Source organism: Actinokineospora iranica, assembly GCF_900101685.1.
In the GTDB taxonomy this organism is placed as follows: domain Bacteria; phylum Actinomycetota; class Actinomycetes; order Mycobacteriales; family Pseudonocardiaceae; genus Actinokineospora; species Actinokineospora iranica.
The window spans coordinates 922,464-938,318 of sequence record NZ_FMZZ01000001.1 but is presented as its reverse complement, the minus strand read 5'-3'; the positions used below and the strand labels follow the sequence as shown (position 1 = coordinate 938,318).

Annotated in this window: 14 protein-coding genes; all 14 read left to right on the top strand. The window is 71.6% G+C overall.

Annotated elements, in window-relative coordinates; all coding sequences use genetic code 11:
* Window positions 1-17 precede the first annotated feature (17 nt).
* Window positions 18-1,598, top strand: a complete 1,581-nt coding sequence (locus tag BLS56_RS04305) for a UDP-N-acetylmuramoyl-L-alanyl-D-glutamate--2,6-diaminopimelate ligase (RefSeq protein WP_091448298.1) — start codon at window positions 18-20, stop codon at window positions 1,596-1,598.
* The gene (locus BLS56_RS04300) at window positions 1,595-3,058 is read left to right on the top strand and encodes a UDP-N-acetylmuramoyl-tripeptide--D-alanyl-D-alanine ligase (RefSeq protein WP_091448296.1); all 1,464 of its coding nucleotides are present in this window, start codon (window positions 1,595-1,597) and stop codon (window positions 3,056-3,058) included. The genes BLS56_RS04305 and BLS56_RS04300 overlap by 4 nt, the downstream gene beginning before the upstream one ends.
* Window positions 3,055-4,143: a phospho-N-acetylmuramoyl-pentapeptide-transferase gene (mraY, locus tag BLS56_RS04295; RefSeq protein ID WP_091448294.1), complete on the top strand. Its 1,089-nt coding sequence runs from the start codon at window positions 3,055-3,057 to the stop codon at window positions 4,141-4,143. The genes BLS56_RS04300 and mraY overlap by 4 nt, the downstream gene beginning before the upstream one ends.
* A 17-nt stretch (window positions 4,144-4,160) precedes the next feature.
* Window positions 4,161-5,552: a UDP-N-acetylmuramoyl-L-alanine--D-glutamate ligase gene (gene murD, locus BLS56_RS04290; protein ID WP_091448797.1), complete on the top strand. Its 1,392-nt coding sequence runs from the start codon at window positions 4,161-4,163 to the stop codon at window positions 5,550-5,552.
* A complete protein-coding gene (gene ftsW / locus BLS56_RS04285) occupies window positions 5,552-7,045 on the top strand; it encodes a putative lipid II flippase FtsW (RefSeq protein ID WP_091448292.1) in 1,494 nt (497 codons plus the stop codon). Before murD ends, ftsW begins: the two co-directional genes overlap by 1 nt.
* Before the next feature lie 47 nt (window positions 7,046-7,092).
* Window positions 7,093-8,172, top strand: a complete 1,080-nt coding sequence (gene murG / locus BLS56_RS04280; RefSeq protein ID WP_175482652.1) for an undecaprenyldiphospho-muramoylpentapeptide beta-N-acetylglucosaminyltransferase — start codon at window positions 7,093-7,095, stop codon at window positions 8,170-8,172.
* A gap of 47 nt (window positions 8,173-8,219) precedes the next feature.
* Entirely contained in the window at window positions 8,220-9,578 is a 1,359-nt protein-coding gene (gene murC, locus BLS56_RS04275; protein WP_228771388.1) for a UDP-N-acetylmuramate--L-alanine ligase, read from the top strand.
* Complete coding sequence (locus tag BLS56_RS04270) at window positions 9,575-10,315, top strand: cell division protein FtsQ/DivIB (protein WP_091448288.1); 741 nt, start codon at window positions 9,575-9,577, stop codon at window positions 10,313-10,315. Before murC ends, BLS56_RS04270 begins: the two co-directional genes overlap by 4 nt.
* Window positions 10,316-10,977: 662 nt before the next feature.
* On the top strand, window positions 10,978-12,333 hold the full coding sequence (ftsZ, locus tag BLS56_RS04265) for a cell division protein FtsZ (protein WP_091448286.1): 1,356 nt from the start codon (window positions 10,978-10,980) through the stop codon (window positions 12,331-12,333).
* Between the two features lie 117 nt (window positions 12,334-12,450).
* Window positions 12,451-13,167, top strand: a complete 717-nt coding sequence (pgeF, locus tag BLS56_RS04260; RefSeq protein WP_091448284.1) for a peptidoglycan editing factor PgeF — start codon at window positions 12,451-12,453, stop codon at window positions 13,165-13,167.
* On the top strand, window positions 13,164-13,913 hold the full coding sequence (locus tag BLS56_RS04255; RefSeq protein ID WP_228771339.1) for a YggS family pyridoxal phosphate-dependent enzyme: 750 nt from the start codon (window positions 13,164-13,166) through the stop codon (window positions 13,911-13,913). Before pgeF ends, BLS56_RS04255 begins: the two co-directional genes overlap by 4 nt.
* Before the next feature lie 103 nt (window positions 13,914-14,016).
* A complete protein-coding gene (locus BLS56_RS04250) occupies window positions 14,017-14,649 on the top strand; it encodes a cell division protein SepF (RefSeq protein WP_091448283.1) in 633 nt (210 codons plus the stop codon).
* A 28-nt stretch (window positions 14,650-14,677) separates the two neighbouring features.
* Window positions 14,678-14,953, top strand: coding sequence for a YggT family protein (locus BLS56_RS04245; RefSeq protein ID WP_091448281.1), 276 nt, complete (start codon window positions 14,678-14,680; stop codon window positions 14,951-14,953).
* Between the two features lie 46 nt (window positions 14,954-14,999).
* Window positions 15,000-15,830, top strand: coding sequence for a DivIVA-like cell division protein Wag31 (gene wag31 / locus BLS56_RS04240; RefSeq protein WP_091448279.1), 831 nt, complete (start codon window positions 15,000-15,002; stop codon window positions 15,828-15,830).
* Window positions 15,831-15,855: the final 25 nt, after the last annotated feature.

Here is a 15,855-nt window from a genome sequence, read left to right as displayed (position 1 = left end):
AGGTAGCCTTCCGCGTCGTGCCCGCCAAGCTCGAAGGCAAGGCTGTCACAGCGCCGCCTCGCCCCTCCCGGACCAAGCCCGTTCCGCTCGCCACACTCGTCGCGCGCGCGGACGCGCGGTCGATCGCGGCCGGGGGCGGTGACGTCCCGCGCGACGCCTCGGTGTCCGATGTGGCCGTCACAGGTGTGACGCTGCGCGCGCAGCATGTCCTCCCAGGAGACCTTTTCGCCGCGCTCCCCGGCGCCCGCGCGCACGGGGCCGATTTCGCGCGCCAGGCCGTGGCCGCGGGCGCCGCCGCCGTCCTCACCGACGAGGCGGGCGCCGCGCGCCCGGCGGTCCGCGACGCGGGCCTGCCGGTGCTCGTGCACCCGGACCCGCGCGCCGTGCTCGGCTCGGTCGCCGCGTGGATCTACGGGGAGCCGTCGCTGACCCTGTCCGTCCTCGGGGTGACCGGCACGTCCGGCAAGACCACGACCAGTTACATGGTCGAGGCGGGGTTGGCCGCCGCGGGCCGCACGACCGGGCTGGTCGGCACGGTCGAGACGCGGATCGCGGGCCAGCGGCTCGCCAGCGCCCTGACCACTCCGGAGGCGCCCGACCTGCAGGCGCTGTTCGCGGTGATGGTGGAGCGCGGCGTCACGCACGTGCCGATGGAGGTCTCCAGCCACGCGCTGAGCCTGGGTCGGGTCGCCGGGACCCGGTTCGCTGTCGGGGCGTTCACCAACCTGTCCCAGGACCACCTCGACTTCCACCGGGACATGGAGGACTACTTCCAGGCGAAGGCGCTGCTGTTCGACGGCCGCTCCACCACCGAGATCGTCTGCGTCGACGGCGAGTGGGGCCGCAGGCTGGTCACACCGCAGACCATCACCGTGTCCACGACCGGGGACGCGGACTGGACCGCGGAAGACCTGCGCGTCTCGCTCACGGGCGAGCAGTCGTTCGTCATGCGCACGCCCGAGGGCAAGAGCCTGCCGGTGACGCTGCCGATGCCGGGAACGTTCAACGTCGCCAACGCGCTGGTGGCCGCCGCGATCCTGACCGCCGCCCAGGTGCCCGACGAGGCCATCGCCAGCGGCTTGGCGAGCGTGCAGGTGCCTGGCCGGATGGAGCGGGTCGCCCTGGGCCAGGACTTCACCGCCGTCGTCGACTACTCGCACAAGCCCGAGGCCGTCACGGTCGCGCTGGACGCCATGCGCGCGCGCACCGACGGCAAGCTCATCGTCGTGCTCGGCTGCGGCGGCGACCGCGACGTGGCGAAACGCCCTCTGATGGGCGCGGCGGCGGCGCGGCGCAGCGATCTGCTGGTCGTCACCGACGACAATCCCCGCAGTGAGGATCCGGCCCGGATCCGGGCCGCGGTGCTTGCCGGGGCGCGGGAGGTCCCGCCCGCCGAGCGAGGCGAGGTGGTCGACATCGGTGACCGCAGGCAGGCCATCGCCACGGCGGTGGCGCGCGCGACGACGGGCGATGTCGTCGTCGTCGCGGGCAAGGGACACGAGACCGGGCAGGAGATCGCCGGTGTCGTGCACCCGTTCTCCGACCGCGACGAACTGGAGGCCGCGATCCGCGAGCGACTGGGCACGGTGACCGAATGATCCCGCTGACTTTGCAGGAGGTCGCCGACGCCGTCGGCGGCAGGCTCCACCGGGCCGACCCGGCCGCGGTGGTGACCGGTGGCGTGGAGTTCGACTCGCGCCGGGTCGGCCCGGGCGGGCTGTTCGTGGCGATGCCCGGCGAGAAGGTCGACGGGCACGACTTCGCGGGTCGGGCCGTCGAGGCGGGCGCGGTGGCGGTGCTGGCCGCCCGCGAGGTCGACGCGCCCGCCGTGATCGTCCCGCCCGTGTCTCCGGCGCACAGCCGGGCTTACGCTCTTAGCGCCGACAGGGACGGCTCGGGCGCCGCCGTCTTGGCGGGTTTGGCAGCGCTTGCCCGCGCGGTGGTAGACCGGCTTACCGAGAGCGGTCTTACCGTCGTCGGGATCACTGGTTCTTCCGGTAAGACCTCCACCAAAGACCTCATCGCGCAACTGCTGACCCCGATGGGCCCGACCGTCGCCCCGCCCGGGTCGTTCAACAACGAGCTTGGCCACCCCTGGACCGCCCTGCGCGCCGACGCCGACACCAGCCACTTGGTGCTGGAGCTGTCCGCGCGCGGGCCCGGCCACATCGCCGCGCTGTGCGAGACCGCGCCGCCGCGGATCGGCGCCGTTCTCAACGTGGGCAGCGCCCACCTCGGCGAGTTCGGCTCCCGCGCGGACATCGCGCGGACCAAGGGCGAGCTGGTCGAGAAGCTGCCCGCCGACGGCGTGGCCATCCTCAACGCCGACGATCCGCTGGTCGCGGCCATGGCAGAGCGCACGCGGGCCAGGGTCGTGCTGGTCGGGGAGGCCGAGGCCGCGCACGTCCGGGCGACCGGCATCACCCTCGACGAGCAGGCCCGCGCGAGCTTCCGGCTCGTCACCGACCAGGGGCAGGCCAAGGTGAGCCTTGCCCTGCACGGCGCGCACCACGTGGGCAACGCGCTGACCGCGGCCGCGGTGGCCCTGGAGCTGGGCGCGACCCCGCAAGAGGTCGCCGACCGGCTTTCCGGCGCGCAGCGCGTCTCCGCGCGCCGCATGGAGGTGATCACCAGGCCGGACGGCGTCACGGTGGTCAACGACTCCTACAACGCCAACCCCGAATCGGTCCGCGCCGCGCTCAAGACTTTGGCGACGATGGCGCGCACAGGCAACCGGCGCAGGTCCTGGGCCGTCCTCGGGGTAATGGGCGAGTTGGGCGACTCGGCGGTGCAGGCGCACGACGAGATCGGCAGGCTCGCGGTTCGACTGGACATCAACCGCTTGGTGGTGGTGGGCGAACAGGCCCGGGCCATGCACCAGGGGGCGAGCCTGGAGGGCTCGTGGGGAGAGGAGTCGGTGCTGGTGCCGGACGTCGATGCCGCGGTCGCGCTGTTGCGCGCCGAACTGGCGCCGGGTGACGTCGTGCTCGTGAAGGCGTCGAAGGCGGCCGCCCTGTGGCGGGTCGCCGAGGCGCTGCTCGCGGAGGACGCCCGGTGAAGAGCATCCTGATCGCCGCGGCGGTCGCCATGGTCGTGTCCATCCTGCTGACCCCGTACCTGATCCGGGTGTTCTCCCGGCAGGGCTTCGGGCAGGAGATCCGCGAAGAGGGCCCCGAGGGCCACAAGAGCAAGCGCGGCACCCCGACGATGGGTGGCGTGGCGATCATCGTCGCGATGTGGGCGGGCTACGGCACATCGCACATCGTCAACGCCATGTCCACACCGGCCGGGGAGGCGCCGACGGCGTCGGGCCTGCTGGTGCTGATGCTGGCCACCGGCCTGGGCCTGGTCGGCTTCCTCGACGACTTCATCAAGATCCGCAAGCAGCGCAACCTGGGCCTGAACAAGACCGCGAAGATGGTCGGTCAGCTTGTCGTCGCGATCGCCTTCGCGATCCTGGCTCTCCGCTTTCCCGATGAGCGGCTGCTGACCCCGGCGTCGGACCACCTGTCCTTCGTGCGCGACATCGCCATCGTCTCCTTCGGCGGCATCGGCTTCATCGTCTTCTGCTACCTCGCGGTGTCGGCGTGGTCCAACGCGGTGAACTTCACCGACGGCCTCGACGGCCTCGCGGGCGGCTCGTCCGCGATGGTCCTGGGCACCTATGTGGTGATCGCGTTCTGGCAGTTCAGCCACGACTGCTCGCGGGTGACCGAGGCCGCGTGCTTCGACGTGCGCGACCCGCTGGACCTCGCGGTCGTCGCGGCCGCGTCGATGGGAGCGTGCATCGGCTTCCTGTGGTGGAACGCCGCGCCCGCGAAGATCTTCATGGGCGACACCGGCTCGCTCGCGCTCGGCGGCCTGGTCGCGGGCCTGTCGATGACCACCCGCACCGAACTGCTGATGATCGTGATCAGCGGTCTGTTCGTGGTCGAGATGGTGTCGGTGGTGCTGCAGATCGCGGTCTTCCGCACGACCCGGCGGCGGCTGTTCCGGATGGCGCCGTTCCACCACCACTTCGAGCTCGCCGGGTGGGCGGAAACCACGGTGATCATCCGGTTCTGGCTGCTCGCGGGCGTGTGCGCGATGTTCGGTCTCGGCCTGTTCTACACCGACTGGCTGGCGGGAGGCGGCGGCGTGTGACCGAGGTGTTCCAGGGGCTGGTCACCGGGCGGTCCGTGCTGGTCGCGGGCGCTGGGGTTACCGGTCGTTCGGTAGCTGCGGCTCTGGTCGCTATGGGCGCGTCGGTAACCGTGACGGACGCCGACGCTGACCGGCTTGCCGAGCTGGCGGATACCGGCGCTTACCTGACGCCCGGTCTGACCGAGCCGCCGCCCGGCACGGACCTGGTGGTCACCAGTCCGGGATGGCGGCCGAGCAGTCCCCTGCTCGTGGCCGCCGCCGCGGCGGGCGTGCCGGTGATCGGCGAGGTCGAGCTGGCCTGGCGGATGTCCGAGCGGCTGCCCGCGCCGCCCGCCTGGCTGGTCGTCACCGGCACCAACGGCAAGACGACGACCGTCGGGATGCTGGCGGCGATGCTCACCGCGCACGGGGCGCGGACGGTGGCCTGCGGCAACGTGGGCCTCCCGGTGGTCGACGCGCTCATGACCAACCCCGAGGTGCTCGCCGTCGAGCTGTCCAGCTTCCAGCTCCACTGGCAGTCCTCGCTGCGCGCGCACTCGGCGGTCGTGCTCAACGTCGCGGAAGACCACCTGGACTGGCACGGCTCGCTCGCCGAGTACGCGCGGGTCAAGGGCACCGCGTACACGGGCGCGAAGGTCGTGGTCAGCAACGTCGCCGACACGTGGTCCAGCCGCCTTGCGGGGGAGCACGACGGCACCCGCGTCGGATTCCGGCTCGACACCCCGCGGCCAGGCGAGCTGGGCGTCGTGGAAGACCTGCTGGTCGATCGCGCCTTCGTGGACGACCCGGCCACCACGGCCGTGGAACTGGCCACGCTCGCCGACGTCCGCCCAGCGGGCCCGCACAACGTGGCCAACGCGCTTGCCGCCGCCGCTCTAGCGCGCTCTTACGGCGTCTCTCCGGAGGCGGTCAGGGCGGGCCTGCTCGCCTTCGAGCCGGGCGCGCACCGCGCCGTCCCGGTCGGCGAGGTCGACGGCGTGCGCTACGTCGACGACTCCAAGGCGACCAACCCGCACGCGGCGGCTGGCTCGCTGCGCGCGTTCGAGTCGGTGGTCTGGATCGCGGGCGGGCAGCTCAAGGGCGCCACGGTGGACGACCTGGTCGCCGAGGTGGCCGGGCGGCTGCGCGGGGTGGTGGTGCTGGGCGCCGACGCCGAGGTGATCCGGGCGTCGCTGGCGCGACACGCCCCGGATGTCCCCGTCGAGCGGGTGGCCCCGGGAGACGATGAGCCCATGATCGCAGCGGTTCGCGCGGCAGGCGCCCTGGCACGGCCCGGTGACGTCGTGCTGCTCGCGCCCGCCGCGGCTTCCTTGGACATGTACCGCAGCTACGCCCACCGCGGCGAGGCCTTCACCGCCGCCGTCCACCGGCGCGCCCAGCAGGACGACGGCGACGCCGGGGCGCGGTGATGGCCGCGCCCGAGCCTGCCACCCGGCCCGCCCAGGAGCGCCCGCGCCGCGTCGTGCGGGTGGCGGGCAGGCTTGTCGCGTTCCGGGTCGCGCTTACCGCGTGGCTGGGTAGGCCTCTGGCGTCGTTCCACCTCGTGCTGGCCGTGTTCAGCTTGCTCACGGTGCTCGGTCTGGTCATGGTGCTTTCCGCGTCCTCGGTGGTCTCGTTCAACACCCCGGGCTCGGGCCTCTACACCGTGTTCAAGAAGCAACTTTTGTACGTGTTGGTCGGCGCTGTCTTGTTCTGGTTAGCGCTAAGGATGCCGTTGGCGCGCATCCGCGCCTTCAGCCCGGCCGCGCTCGTCATCAGCGTGGTCATGCTGGCCATGGTGCTCACCCCGTTGGGCGCGGAGCTCAACGGCACCCAGAGCTGGTTCAAGTTCGGGCCCATCTCCTTCCAGCCGGTCGAGGTCTGCAAGCTCGCGCTGGCGCTGTGGGGCGCGCACGTGCTGGTGGTCAAGCGCGCCGTGCTGCACCGGTACCGGCACCTGCTGGTCCCGGTCGTGCCCGCCGCCCTGGTGATGTTCGCGCTGGTGATGCTCCAGCCCGACCTCGGCGGCACGATCACCCTCGGCGTGGTCCTGATCGCGCTGCTGTGGTTCGCGGGCGCCCCGATGCGGCTGTTCGGCGCGCTCGCCCTCGGCGGTCTCGCGGGCGTCGCCCTGCTCGCGGTCGGCACGCAGTACCGGCTCGACCGGGTGCTGAGCTTCCTCAACCCGGAAGACGACCTGAGCGGAAAGAGCTACCAGGCGCTGCAAGCGCAACTCGCGCTCGCCGACGGCGGGCTCTTCGGCCGCGGCCTCGGGCAGGGGCCGTCCAAGTGGAACTTCCTGCCCAACGTGCACAACGACTTCATCTTCGCCCTCATCGGCGACGAACTCGGCTTCCTCGGCTGCGGGCTGGTGCTGGGGCTGTTCGCGATGCTCGCGGTGGTCGGGATGCGGATCGCGACCCGCAACATCGACCCGTGGATCCGGATGGTGGCCGCGACGCTTACCGTCTGGCTGGTAGCCCAGGCGGCCATCAATATCGGCTACGTCGTCGGGTTGCTGCCCGTCACCGGCATCACGCTGCCGCTCATCTCATCCGGCGGAACCTCGGTCGTGGTGACCATGCTCGTCTTCGGCATCCTCGCCAACTGCGCGCGGCATGAGCCCGAAGCGGTGTCGGCACTACGCTCACAGGGGCCGGGTCGGTTCGGCAGGCTCATGCGCCTGCCCGCCCCCGACCCGTACAAGCCGCCGAAGAAGCGCAAGCCCGCCCGTCCGACCGCCCCGCCCAGGGGCGCCGACCGGCCGACCGGGCTCTCGCAGCGGCGGGGCGTGCAGCAGGCGGAGCATCGCAGGCGCGCGCCGGAGCGAAACGGATACGGACGGGCAGGTGGTGGTGCGCCCCTGGCCCGACAGAAGGCAAGCCGCGGGAATCCGCGGTCCGCTAAAGGAGGACGTCGTTGACCGTTGGTCCCACCGGTCGGAGTGAGGCGACCCGCCAGGGTCCGTGCGTGGTCATCGCGGGGGGTGGCACGGCGGGGCACATCGAGCCCGCCCTCGCGCTCGCCGACGCGGTCATGCGCCTGCGCCCGGACGCCCGCGTGGTCGCGCTCGGGACGGAGCGCGGCCTGGAGAAGACCATCGTCCCAGCCCGCGGCTATCCGCTGGAGATGATCCCGCCGGTCCCCATGCCGCGTAAGCCGAACGTCGACCTGCTCAAGCTCCCGCTCAAGGTCCGCGCGGCGGTGAAGACCACCCGCGACGTGCTCGACCGGGTCGGCGCGGACGTCGTGGTCGGCTTCGGCGGCTACGTCGCCCTCCCCGCCTACCTCGCCGCGCGCGGCAGGCTGCCGATCGTGGTGCACGACTCGAACGCGAAGGTCGGCCTGGCCAACAAGGTGGGCGCCCGCTTCGCGACCAGGGTCGCGGTCGCCACCCCCGACTCCGGCCTGCCCAACGCCGAGGTCGTCGGCATCCCGCTGCGCGAGTCGATCATCAACCTGAACCGGGCCGCGCTGCGCGCGCAGGCGCGGGAGTACTTCGGCCTCGCCCCCGACGCCCCGACCCTGCTGGTCTTCGGCGGCTCCCAGGGGGCGCGGACGATCAACACCGCGGTCTCCGGCGCGGCGCGGGCGCTGGCCGACGCGGGCATCGGCGTGCTGCACGCGCACGGGCCCAAGAACACCCTCGCCGTGCAACAGGTCCCGGGCGCGCCCGCTTACGTGGCGGTGCCCTACCTGGAGCGGATGGACCTCGCGTACGCCGCCGCGGACGCCGCGCTGTGCCGCTGCGGGGCGATGACCGTCGCGGAGGTGTCCGCCGTCGGCCTGCCCGCGGTGTACGTGCCGCTGCCGATCGGCAACGGCGAGCAGGCCCTCAACGCGCAGCCGGTCGTGGCCGCGGGCGGCGCGCTGCTGGTGCCCGACGACGAGCTGACCCCGCAGAAGGTCGCCGAGCTGGTGATCCCGATGCTCACCGACCCTGCCCGGCTGGCTGGCATGAGCGCCACCGCGCAGGGCACCGGCCACCGGGAGGCCGCCGACGTGCTCGCCCGCATGGTCCTCGACGCCATCGACAAGGGCCTGTCGTGACCGGCCTGCTCGACCGCGCGCACCTGATCGGCATCGGCGGCGCGGGCATGAGCGGCATCGCCCGCATCCTGCTCGCGCGCGGCAAGGCCGTCTCGGGATCGGACGCGAAGGAGGCCCGTGCGTTCCTGACGCTGCGGGCCCAAGGCGCGAAGGTCGTGGTCGGGCAGGCCCCGGCGAACCTCGACCTGCTGCCCGACGGGCCGACAGCGGTCGTGGTGTCTACCGCGATCAAGGAAAGCAACCCCGAGTTGGCGGAGGCGAAGCGGCGCGGCCTGCCGGTGCTGCACCGCTCGCAGGCGCTTGCCGAGCTGATGGAAGGCCAGCGGGTCGCCTGCATCGCGGGCACCCACGGCAAGACGTCGACCACGTCCATGCTGACCGTGGCGCTCCAGCGGTGCAGGCTCGACCCGTCGTTCGCCATCGGCGGCGACCTCAACGACTCCGGTGCCAACGCCCACCACGGCAGCGGCGGCATCTTCGTCGCCGAGGCGGACGAGAGCGACGGGTCGTTCCTGGTGTTCTGCCCGTCGGTCGCGGTGGTGACCAACGTCGAGGCCGACCACCTCGACCACCACGGCACGGTCGAGGCGTACGTGTCGGTGTTCGACGCGTTCCTCGACCGCGTCGAGCCCGACGGGGTGCTCATCGCCTGTGCCGACGACCCGGGGGCGGCCGCGCTCGCCGAGCGGGCCGAGGCCAAGGGCATCCGCGTCCGCCGCTACGGCCGGGCCGCGACGGCGGAGTCCGACGCGACCCTCTTGGACTACCGGCCCGCGGACGGCGGCGGGCTGGCCCGGGTGTCGCTGTCCGGCCAGGAGATCGAACTCGGTGTCGCGGTTCCCGGCGAGCACATGGCGGGCAACGCGCTCGCCGCCCTGCTCGCGGGCCTTGAGCTGGGCGCGCCGCTGGCCGAGCTGGGCGCGGGCATCGCCGCGTTCGGCGGGGTCCGCAGGCGCTTCGAGTTCAAGGGCAACGCCGCTGGCGTGCGGCTCTACGACGACTACGCCCACCACCCGACCGAGGTGGCCGCGCAACTGCGCGCGGTGCGCCCAGCGGCGGCTGGCGGCCGGATCGTGGTGATCTTCCAGCCGCACATGTACTCGCGCACCGAGACGTTCGCCGCGGAGTTCGGCGCGGCCCTCGGCCTTGCCGACGAGGTCGTGGTGCTCGACGTGTTCGGCGCCCGCGAGGAACCGCGGCCCGGGGTCAGCGGCGCGCTCGTCGCCGACACCGTGCCGCTGCCCGGGGACCGCGTGCACTACGAGCCCTCGTTCGACAAGGTCCCCGCGCTCGTGGCCGACCTGATCGCCGAGGGCGACCTGGTGCTGACCATGGGCGCGGGCGACGTGACCATGCTCGGCCCCGAGGTGCTCGCCGAACTGGAACGGCGGGCAGGCCAGGAATGACCAGCACGGTCCCCGGTCGGACGGGGGAACGGCCAAGACGCAGGCCACCGCGATCGTCCGCGCGGCGCAAGCCACCCCTGCGGCGCCGCTACCTCGTCCGCCGGTGGACCGTGCTCGGCTCACTGCTGTCCGTGCTCACCGTGCTCTACATCGTGTTCTTCACCTCGGCCTTCGGCGCCCGTTCGGTAGACGTGATCGGCGCGAAGGACCTGACCCCCGACGAGGTCCGCGCGGCGGCGGCCATCGAACCCGGCAGCCCACTGCTGGTGCTGGACACCGAGGAAATCGCCGACCGCGTCCGACAACTGCCCCGGGTGGGCTCGGTCGAGGTGCGCAGGTCGTTCCCGGCCACAATCGAGATCGAGGTGACCGAGCGAACCCCGGTCGCGGTCGTCATCGGCCCCGACGGCGCCCACCTGCTCGACGGCGGCGGCACGGACTACAGCGTCCACAAAGCCGCCCCACCCGGCCTGCCGATCCTGGAGGCGGCGAACGAGCAGTCGGCCAGGGCCGCCACCACCGTCCTCGCGGCGCTCCCATCACCGCTGTCCGGGCAGATCGCGGCGGTCTCCGCGCAGAGCCCCGGCAACATCCGCCTCACCCTGACCGACGGCAGGCTGATCAAGTGGGGCAACCCGGAACACTCCCAGCGCAAAGCCGCCGTCCTGGGCCCACTGCTCACCCGCCCCGGCAAGACCTACGACGTCACCGCCCCGGACTTCCCGGCTGTCTCTTAGCACCAGCGCTGGGCCACTGCCCGCGAAGGTGAGCTCGCCTCGCCCGGGACTTTGCGGCCGTGATCGCGAGTTATCCACAGGCGTCGCTGCTCCTCTTTCGCGCGCTGACCTGCGGCGATAGGATGGATCAGGGACGGTCCCCCAGGGCGGGCGGGCTTTGTCGTGGGGGCGGCGGGGAGCCGGAGTCGTCCACCCGAGCACCTGCCAGGTCGCGCCCGAGGCTCGCCAGATGCTCGGCGGGAGCGGAGCAGGACACTCGCCTTCTGCCCAGGCCGCACCTACGCTCGCCAGGTGCTCGATGGGGTGGAGTGGTTTCTTCGGGGGTGAAGGAAGATCCCTGAACTCGCCGTGGTCGTGGGGCCGAAGGCACCCCACCCGTCTTTCCCGCGACGGGATCTTCCTTCGTAGGGGCCCCGGAGAAACCACTCCACCCCATCGAGCCAACCCCCGAGAGCCAGCCCCCGCAGAGCCGATCTTCACCCCCGGTGGACAGCACGGTGACGAACAATGGAGCCCGCTTACGGCGTGGCGGCTGGATCGTGGCTCTCCGTATGCCTACCTTCCTTGCAGGTCCGGGGTTGACATAACTCTCACTCTCTGGTTGAGGTCGAGGGTCCAGGGCCAGAGCACACCGCAGGACCACGAAAAGGAAGGCGGCTTCGATGACGCCCCCGCACAACTACCTCGCCGTGATAAAGGTCGTCGGCATCGGTGGCGGCGGCGTGAACGCCGTCAACCGCATGATCGAGGTCGGCCTCAAGGGCGTCGAGTTCATCGCGGTGAACACTGACGCGCAGGCGCTGCTGATGTCCGACGCGGACGTCAAGCTCGACATCGGCCGGGAGTTGACCCGTGGTCTTGGCGCGGGCGCCAACCCCGAGGTCGGCCACCGGGCCGCCGAGGATCACCGGGAGGAGATCGAGGAGGTCCTCAAGGGGGCCGACATGGTCTTCGTGACCGCGGGCGAGGGCGGTGGCACCGGCACCGGCGGCGCGCCCGTGGTGGCCTCGATCGCCCGCAAGCTCGGCGCGCTCACCATCGGTGTGGTCACCCGGCCCTTCTCCTTCGAGGGGAAGCGGCGCGCCAAGCAGGCCGAGGACGGCATCACCGAGCTGCGCAACGAGTGCGACACGCTCATCGTGATCCCCAACGACCGGCTGCTGCAGCTCGGCGACGTCGGTGTGAGCCTGATGGACGCGTTCCGCTCGGCGGACGAGGTGCTGCTCTCCGGTGTCCAGGGCATCACCGACCTGATCACCACCCCCGGTCTGATCAACCTGGACTTCGCCGACGTCAAGAGCGTCATGTCGGGCGCGGGTAGCGCGCTCATGGGCATCGGCTCGGCGCGGGGTGAGGGCCGCGCGGTGCAGGCGGCGGAGAAGGCGATCAACTCCCCGCTGCTGGAAGCGTCCATGGACGGCGCGCACGGCGTGCTGCTGGCGATCGCCGGTGGGTCCGACCTCGGCCTGTTCGAGATCAACGAGTCCGCGTCGCTGGTGCAGGAGTCCGCGCACCCGGAGGCGAACATCATCTTCGGCACCGTCATCGACGACTCGCTCGGCGACGAGGTCAGAGTCACCGTCATCGCGGCGGGATTCGACAGCGGCGGCCCGACCCACAAGAAGCTCGACCCGACCGGGTTCGGCTCCCGCAACACCACGGTGTCCGCGCAGGCGGGCCAGGTGGGCGGTTCGACAACCCAGGCGCAGCCCGAGCAGCCACAGCGGCAGGCGCCGCCGCCGCCGGTCGAGCGTCCGGCGCCGCCCGCGCAGCCGCAGCCCACGTACCAGCAGCCGCCCGCCTACCAGCAGCAGCCCGCGCAGCAGGAAGCCCAGCCGCAGAGCGACGGCTACCAGCACGCGCGGCCGTCGAGCGGGTACCAGCCGACGTCCTCGGCTCCGCCGTCGAGTGCGGGGCAGTCGCTGCCGAGCGTGCGGGGCAACCTGCCGCACCGCGCCGTGCCGGTGACCGAGGACCCGGACGACGAGGTGGACGTGCCCCCGTTCATGCGCCGGTAGCGATATCCCGGCCTTGCGACCACCGCGAACCCCGGCGCTCCCCGCCGGGGTTCGCGGTCGTCTATAGGCACTAAGTTGGAGCCGGACAGGCTCCCGAAGCTCGTTGAGGAGTGCAGGTTGCGGATTCGCCGGGTGATCACCACACGCGACGGCGGGGTTTCCTCGGCCCCCTATGAGTCGTTCAACCTCGGCGATCACGTGGGGGACGACCCCGCGGCCGTCGCGGCCAACCGTGCGCGCCTCGCCGAGGAACTCGGTCTCGACCATGACCGGCTGGTGTGGATGGAGCAGGTCCACGGCCGCACCGCCGCGGTGGTCGACGGGCCGAGGGAGGCTCCGCTGGAGGCCACCGACGCGGTCGTGACCGCCGTGCCAGGACTCGCTCTGGTCGTCTTGGTCGCCGACTGTGTCCCGGTCCTGCTCGCCGACCCCGAGGCAGGTGTCGTCGGTGCCGTCCACGCGGGCCGCGTCGGCGCTCGGGTCGGGGTGGTGCCCGCTGCGCTCGCCGCGATGAAGGAGGCGGGCGCGGACGTCGCCCGCGTCGAGGTGTTGCTCGGCCCCTCGGTGTGCGGCGAGTGCTACGAGGTGCCGCAGGCCATGCAGACCGATGTGGAGCGACACCTGCCCGGCAGCGCTTGCCGAACCCGGAAGGGCACCCCGGGCATCGATCTGCGCGCCGGTCTGTGGCGCCAACTCGCCGACGCTGGGGTCTCCCGGATCGGGATCGACCCGCGGTGCACGAACGAGGAACGGTCGCTGTTCAGTCACCGCAGGGAAGGGACCACTGGGCGATTGGCCGCGATCACCTGGGTTGATCAGGGCGAGAACCGGTGAGCGAACCGGTGACCCCTCCCGCCGATCGGGCCGCGGAGATCGCGGCCAACCTCGCCGAGGTTCGCGCCCGGATCGCCGCCGCCTGCGCCCGCGCGGACCGCGACCCGGCCGAGGTCAGGCTGCTCGCGGTCACCAAGACTTTTCCGGCGGAGGACGCCGCCGTGCTCGCCGACCTCGGCGTGCTGGACCTGGCCGAGAACCGGGAGCAAGAGGCGGGTCCGAAGGCGGCGGCGGTGGCCGGGCTGCGGCCGGAGTCCGCTGTCCGCTGGCACATGGTCGGCCGGTTGCAGCGGAACAAGGCCCGCTCGGTGATCCGCTGGGCCGCCGAGGTCCAGTCGGTCGACTCCACCCGCCTCGCCGAAGCGCTCGCGCGCGCGGTGTCCTCGGCCAGGGAGTCCGGCGAGCGGACCGGGCCGCTCGACGTCCTTCTGCAGGCCAGCGTCGACGGCGACCCCGCGCGCGGCGGCTGCCCGCTGGACGATCTTGGCGGACTTGCCGATGTGGTCATTCGATCGAGTGATCTTCGACTCCGGGGGATCATGGCTGTCGCCCCCCTCGGGATGGAACCTTCCGCTGCCTTCGCACGTCTAGCAAGTGCCGCTCAACGGCTTCGGGAGCACTATCCCGCTGCTCGGGAACTGTCGTGCGGCATGAGTAACGATCTCGAGATAGCGATCGACTATGGGTCGACATGCGTGCGTGTCGGAACCGCTCTGCTCGGGGGGCGCGGGCTAGCCTCCCCCTAGCAAGGTTCCGGGAGGCAAGATCCCCGGAGCGACGGTTGAGACGTGCGGGGATGTGGTAGTCGACGCACGTGGGACCACGCTTGGGGAGTCGCGGAGGAACGCCATGAGTACGCTGCAGAAGCTGAAGGCCTACTTCGGAATGGTCCCGGCAGAGGAACTCGACGACTACGACGCCGACGAGTACGACCGACGTGGCTATCGCCACCGCCCGGAGTACTTGCCCGACGACGAGTTCGACGACTATGGCAGCGGCAGGCGCCGCTGGTTCGGTAGCCAGCGTGCGGGCTACCGGGACGAGATCGACGACTACGAGCCCGCCGAGCGCGGCCGCGCGAGGCCCACCACCTGGGCCCCGCCCGCGGACGCCCCTACCCATGGAGCCCTTGCGATGGACGCACGCCGTGACCCGGCGTCTCGGCTTCGGCAGGCGGAGCAGCCGACCCCGGCGAGCTACCCGCTCGGCCGGGTCGTGACCCTGCACCCGAGCAGCTATGTCGAGGCCAGGACGATCGGCGAGCACTATCGCGACGGTCGTCCGGTGATCATGAACCTGACCGAGATGGACGACGCGGACGCCCGGCGTCTGGTCGACTTCGCGGCCGGGCTAGCGTTCGCGCTGCGTGGTTCTATGGACAAGGTCACCAACAAGGTGTTCTTGATCTCACCGCCCAATGTCGACCCGACCGCGGAGGACAAGCGGCGGTTGGCGGAGGGCGGGTTCGCCACCCGAAGCTGAGTGATGGCAGAGTTGAGCTGTGCAACCAGTGCTACTTGCCGTCTATTGGGTGTTGTTCGCCTTCTGGCTGTTGCTCACCGCGCGTGTCGTGGTGGAGCTCGTCCGCACGTTCGCCCGAGAATGGCGGCCCGCGGGTGGGGTTGCGGTAACGCTGGAGACCATCTACACAGTGACCGATCCTCCGGTACGTCTGGTCCGTCGGCTCATCCCGACGATCCGGATCGGAGGCGTGGGCCTGGACCTATCGATTATGGTGCTGCTGTTGGTCGTATTCATTCTGATGCGGCTGGCCTATCCCGGGTAGTCGGGAACCTGGGTACCTGCAGCCCTGGAGTGCGTGAGGTGATCAGATGTCGTTGACCCCCGCTGACGTGCACAACGTCGCGTTCAGCAAGCCTCCCATTGGCAAGCGGGGCTACAACGAGGACGAGGTGGACGCGTTCCTCGACTTGGTCGAGGTGGAGTTGTCCCGCCTGATCGAGGAGAACAACGACCTGCGTGCGCAGGTCGAGCAGCTCGACTCGCAGCTTGAGTCGGCGCGCGCTGACCTCGACGACGCCCGGTCCGGCGGCGGCCCCTCGGTCGCTCCTGCCCGGCAGGTGGAGGAGCCGCGCCGCTTGACGCCCGTCCCGCCGCCCAGCTCGTTGGAGCAGACCAGCCCGGGTAGCAGCGGCGATCACCATGTGCAGGCCGCCAAGGTGTTGGGGCTCGCACAGGAGATGGCCGACCGGCTCACCGGCGAGGCGAAGGCCGAGGCCGACGGGATGCTGGCGGAGGCCCGGACCAAGTCCGAGCAGCTGCTCTCCGAGGCGCGGTCGAAGTCCGACACCATGGTCAACGAGGCGCGCACGCGGGCCGAGACCATGCTGAACGACGCGCGCACCCGGGCGGAGACCCTGGAGCGGCAGGCCAGGGAGAAGGCCACCACCCTCGAGCGCGACGCCCAGCGGCAGCACACCGAGATCATCGGCGCGGTGCAGCAAGAGCGCACCACGCTGGAGAAGAAGATCGACGAGTTGCGCACGTTCGAGCGGGAGTACCGGACCCGGCTCAAGACCTTCCTGGAGTCCAGCCTGCGCGAACTCGGCGACCGGGGTTCGGCCGCGCCGAGCACCGAGGGCGGTCGTGGGGCAGGCCAGCAGAGCGGCTACTCGTTCGGCCCGCGGGCCGAAGCGGGCTGACCGGTAGCCGGGCGGGTCGTCGTCG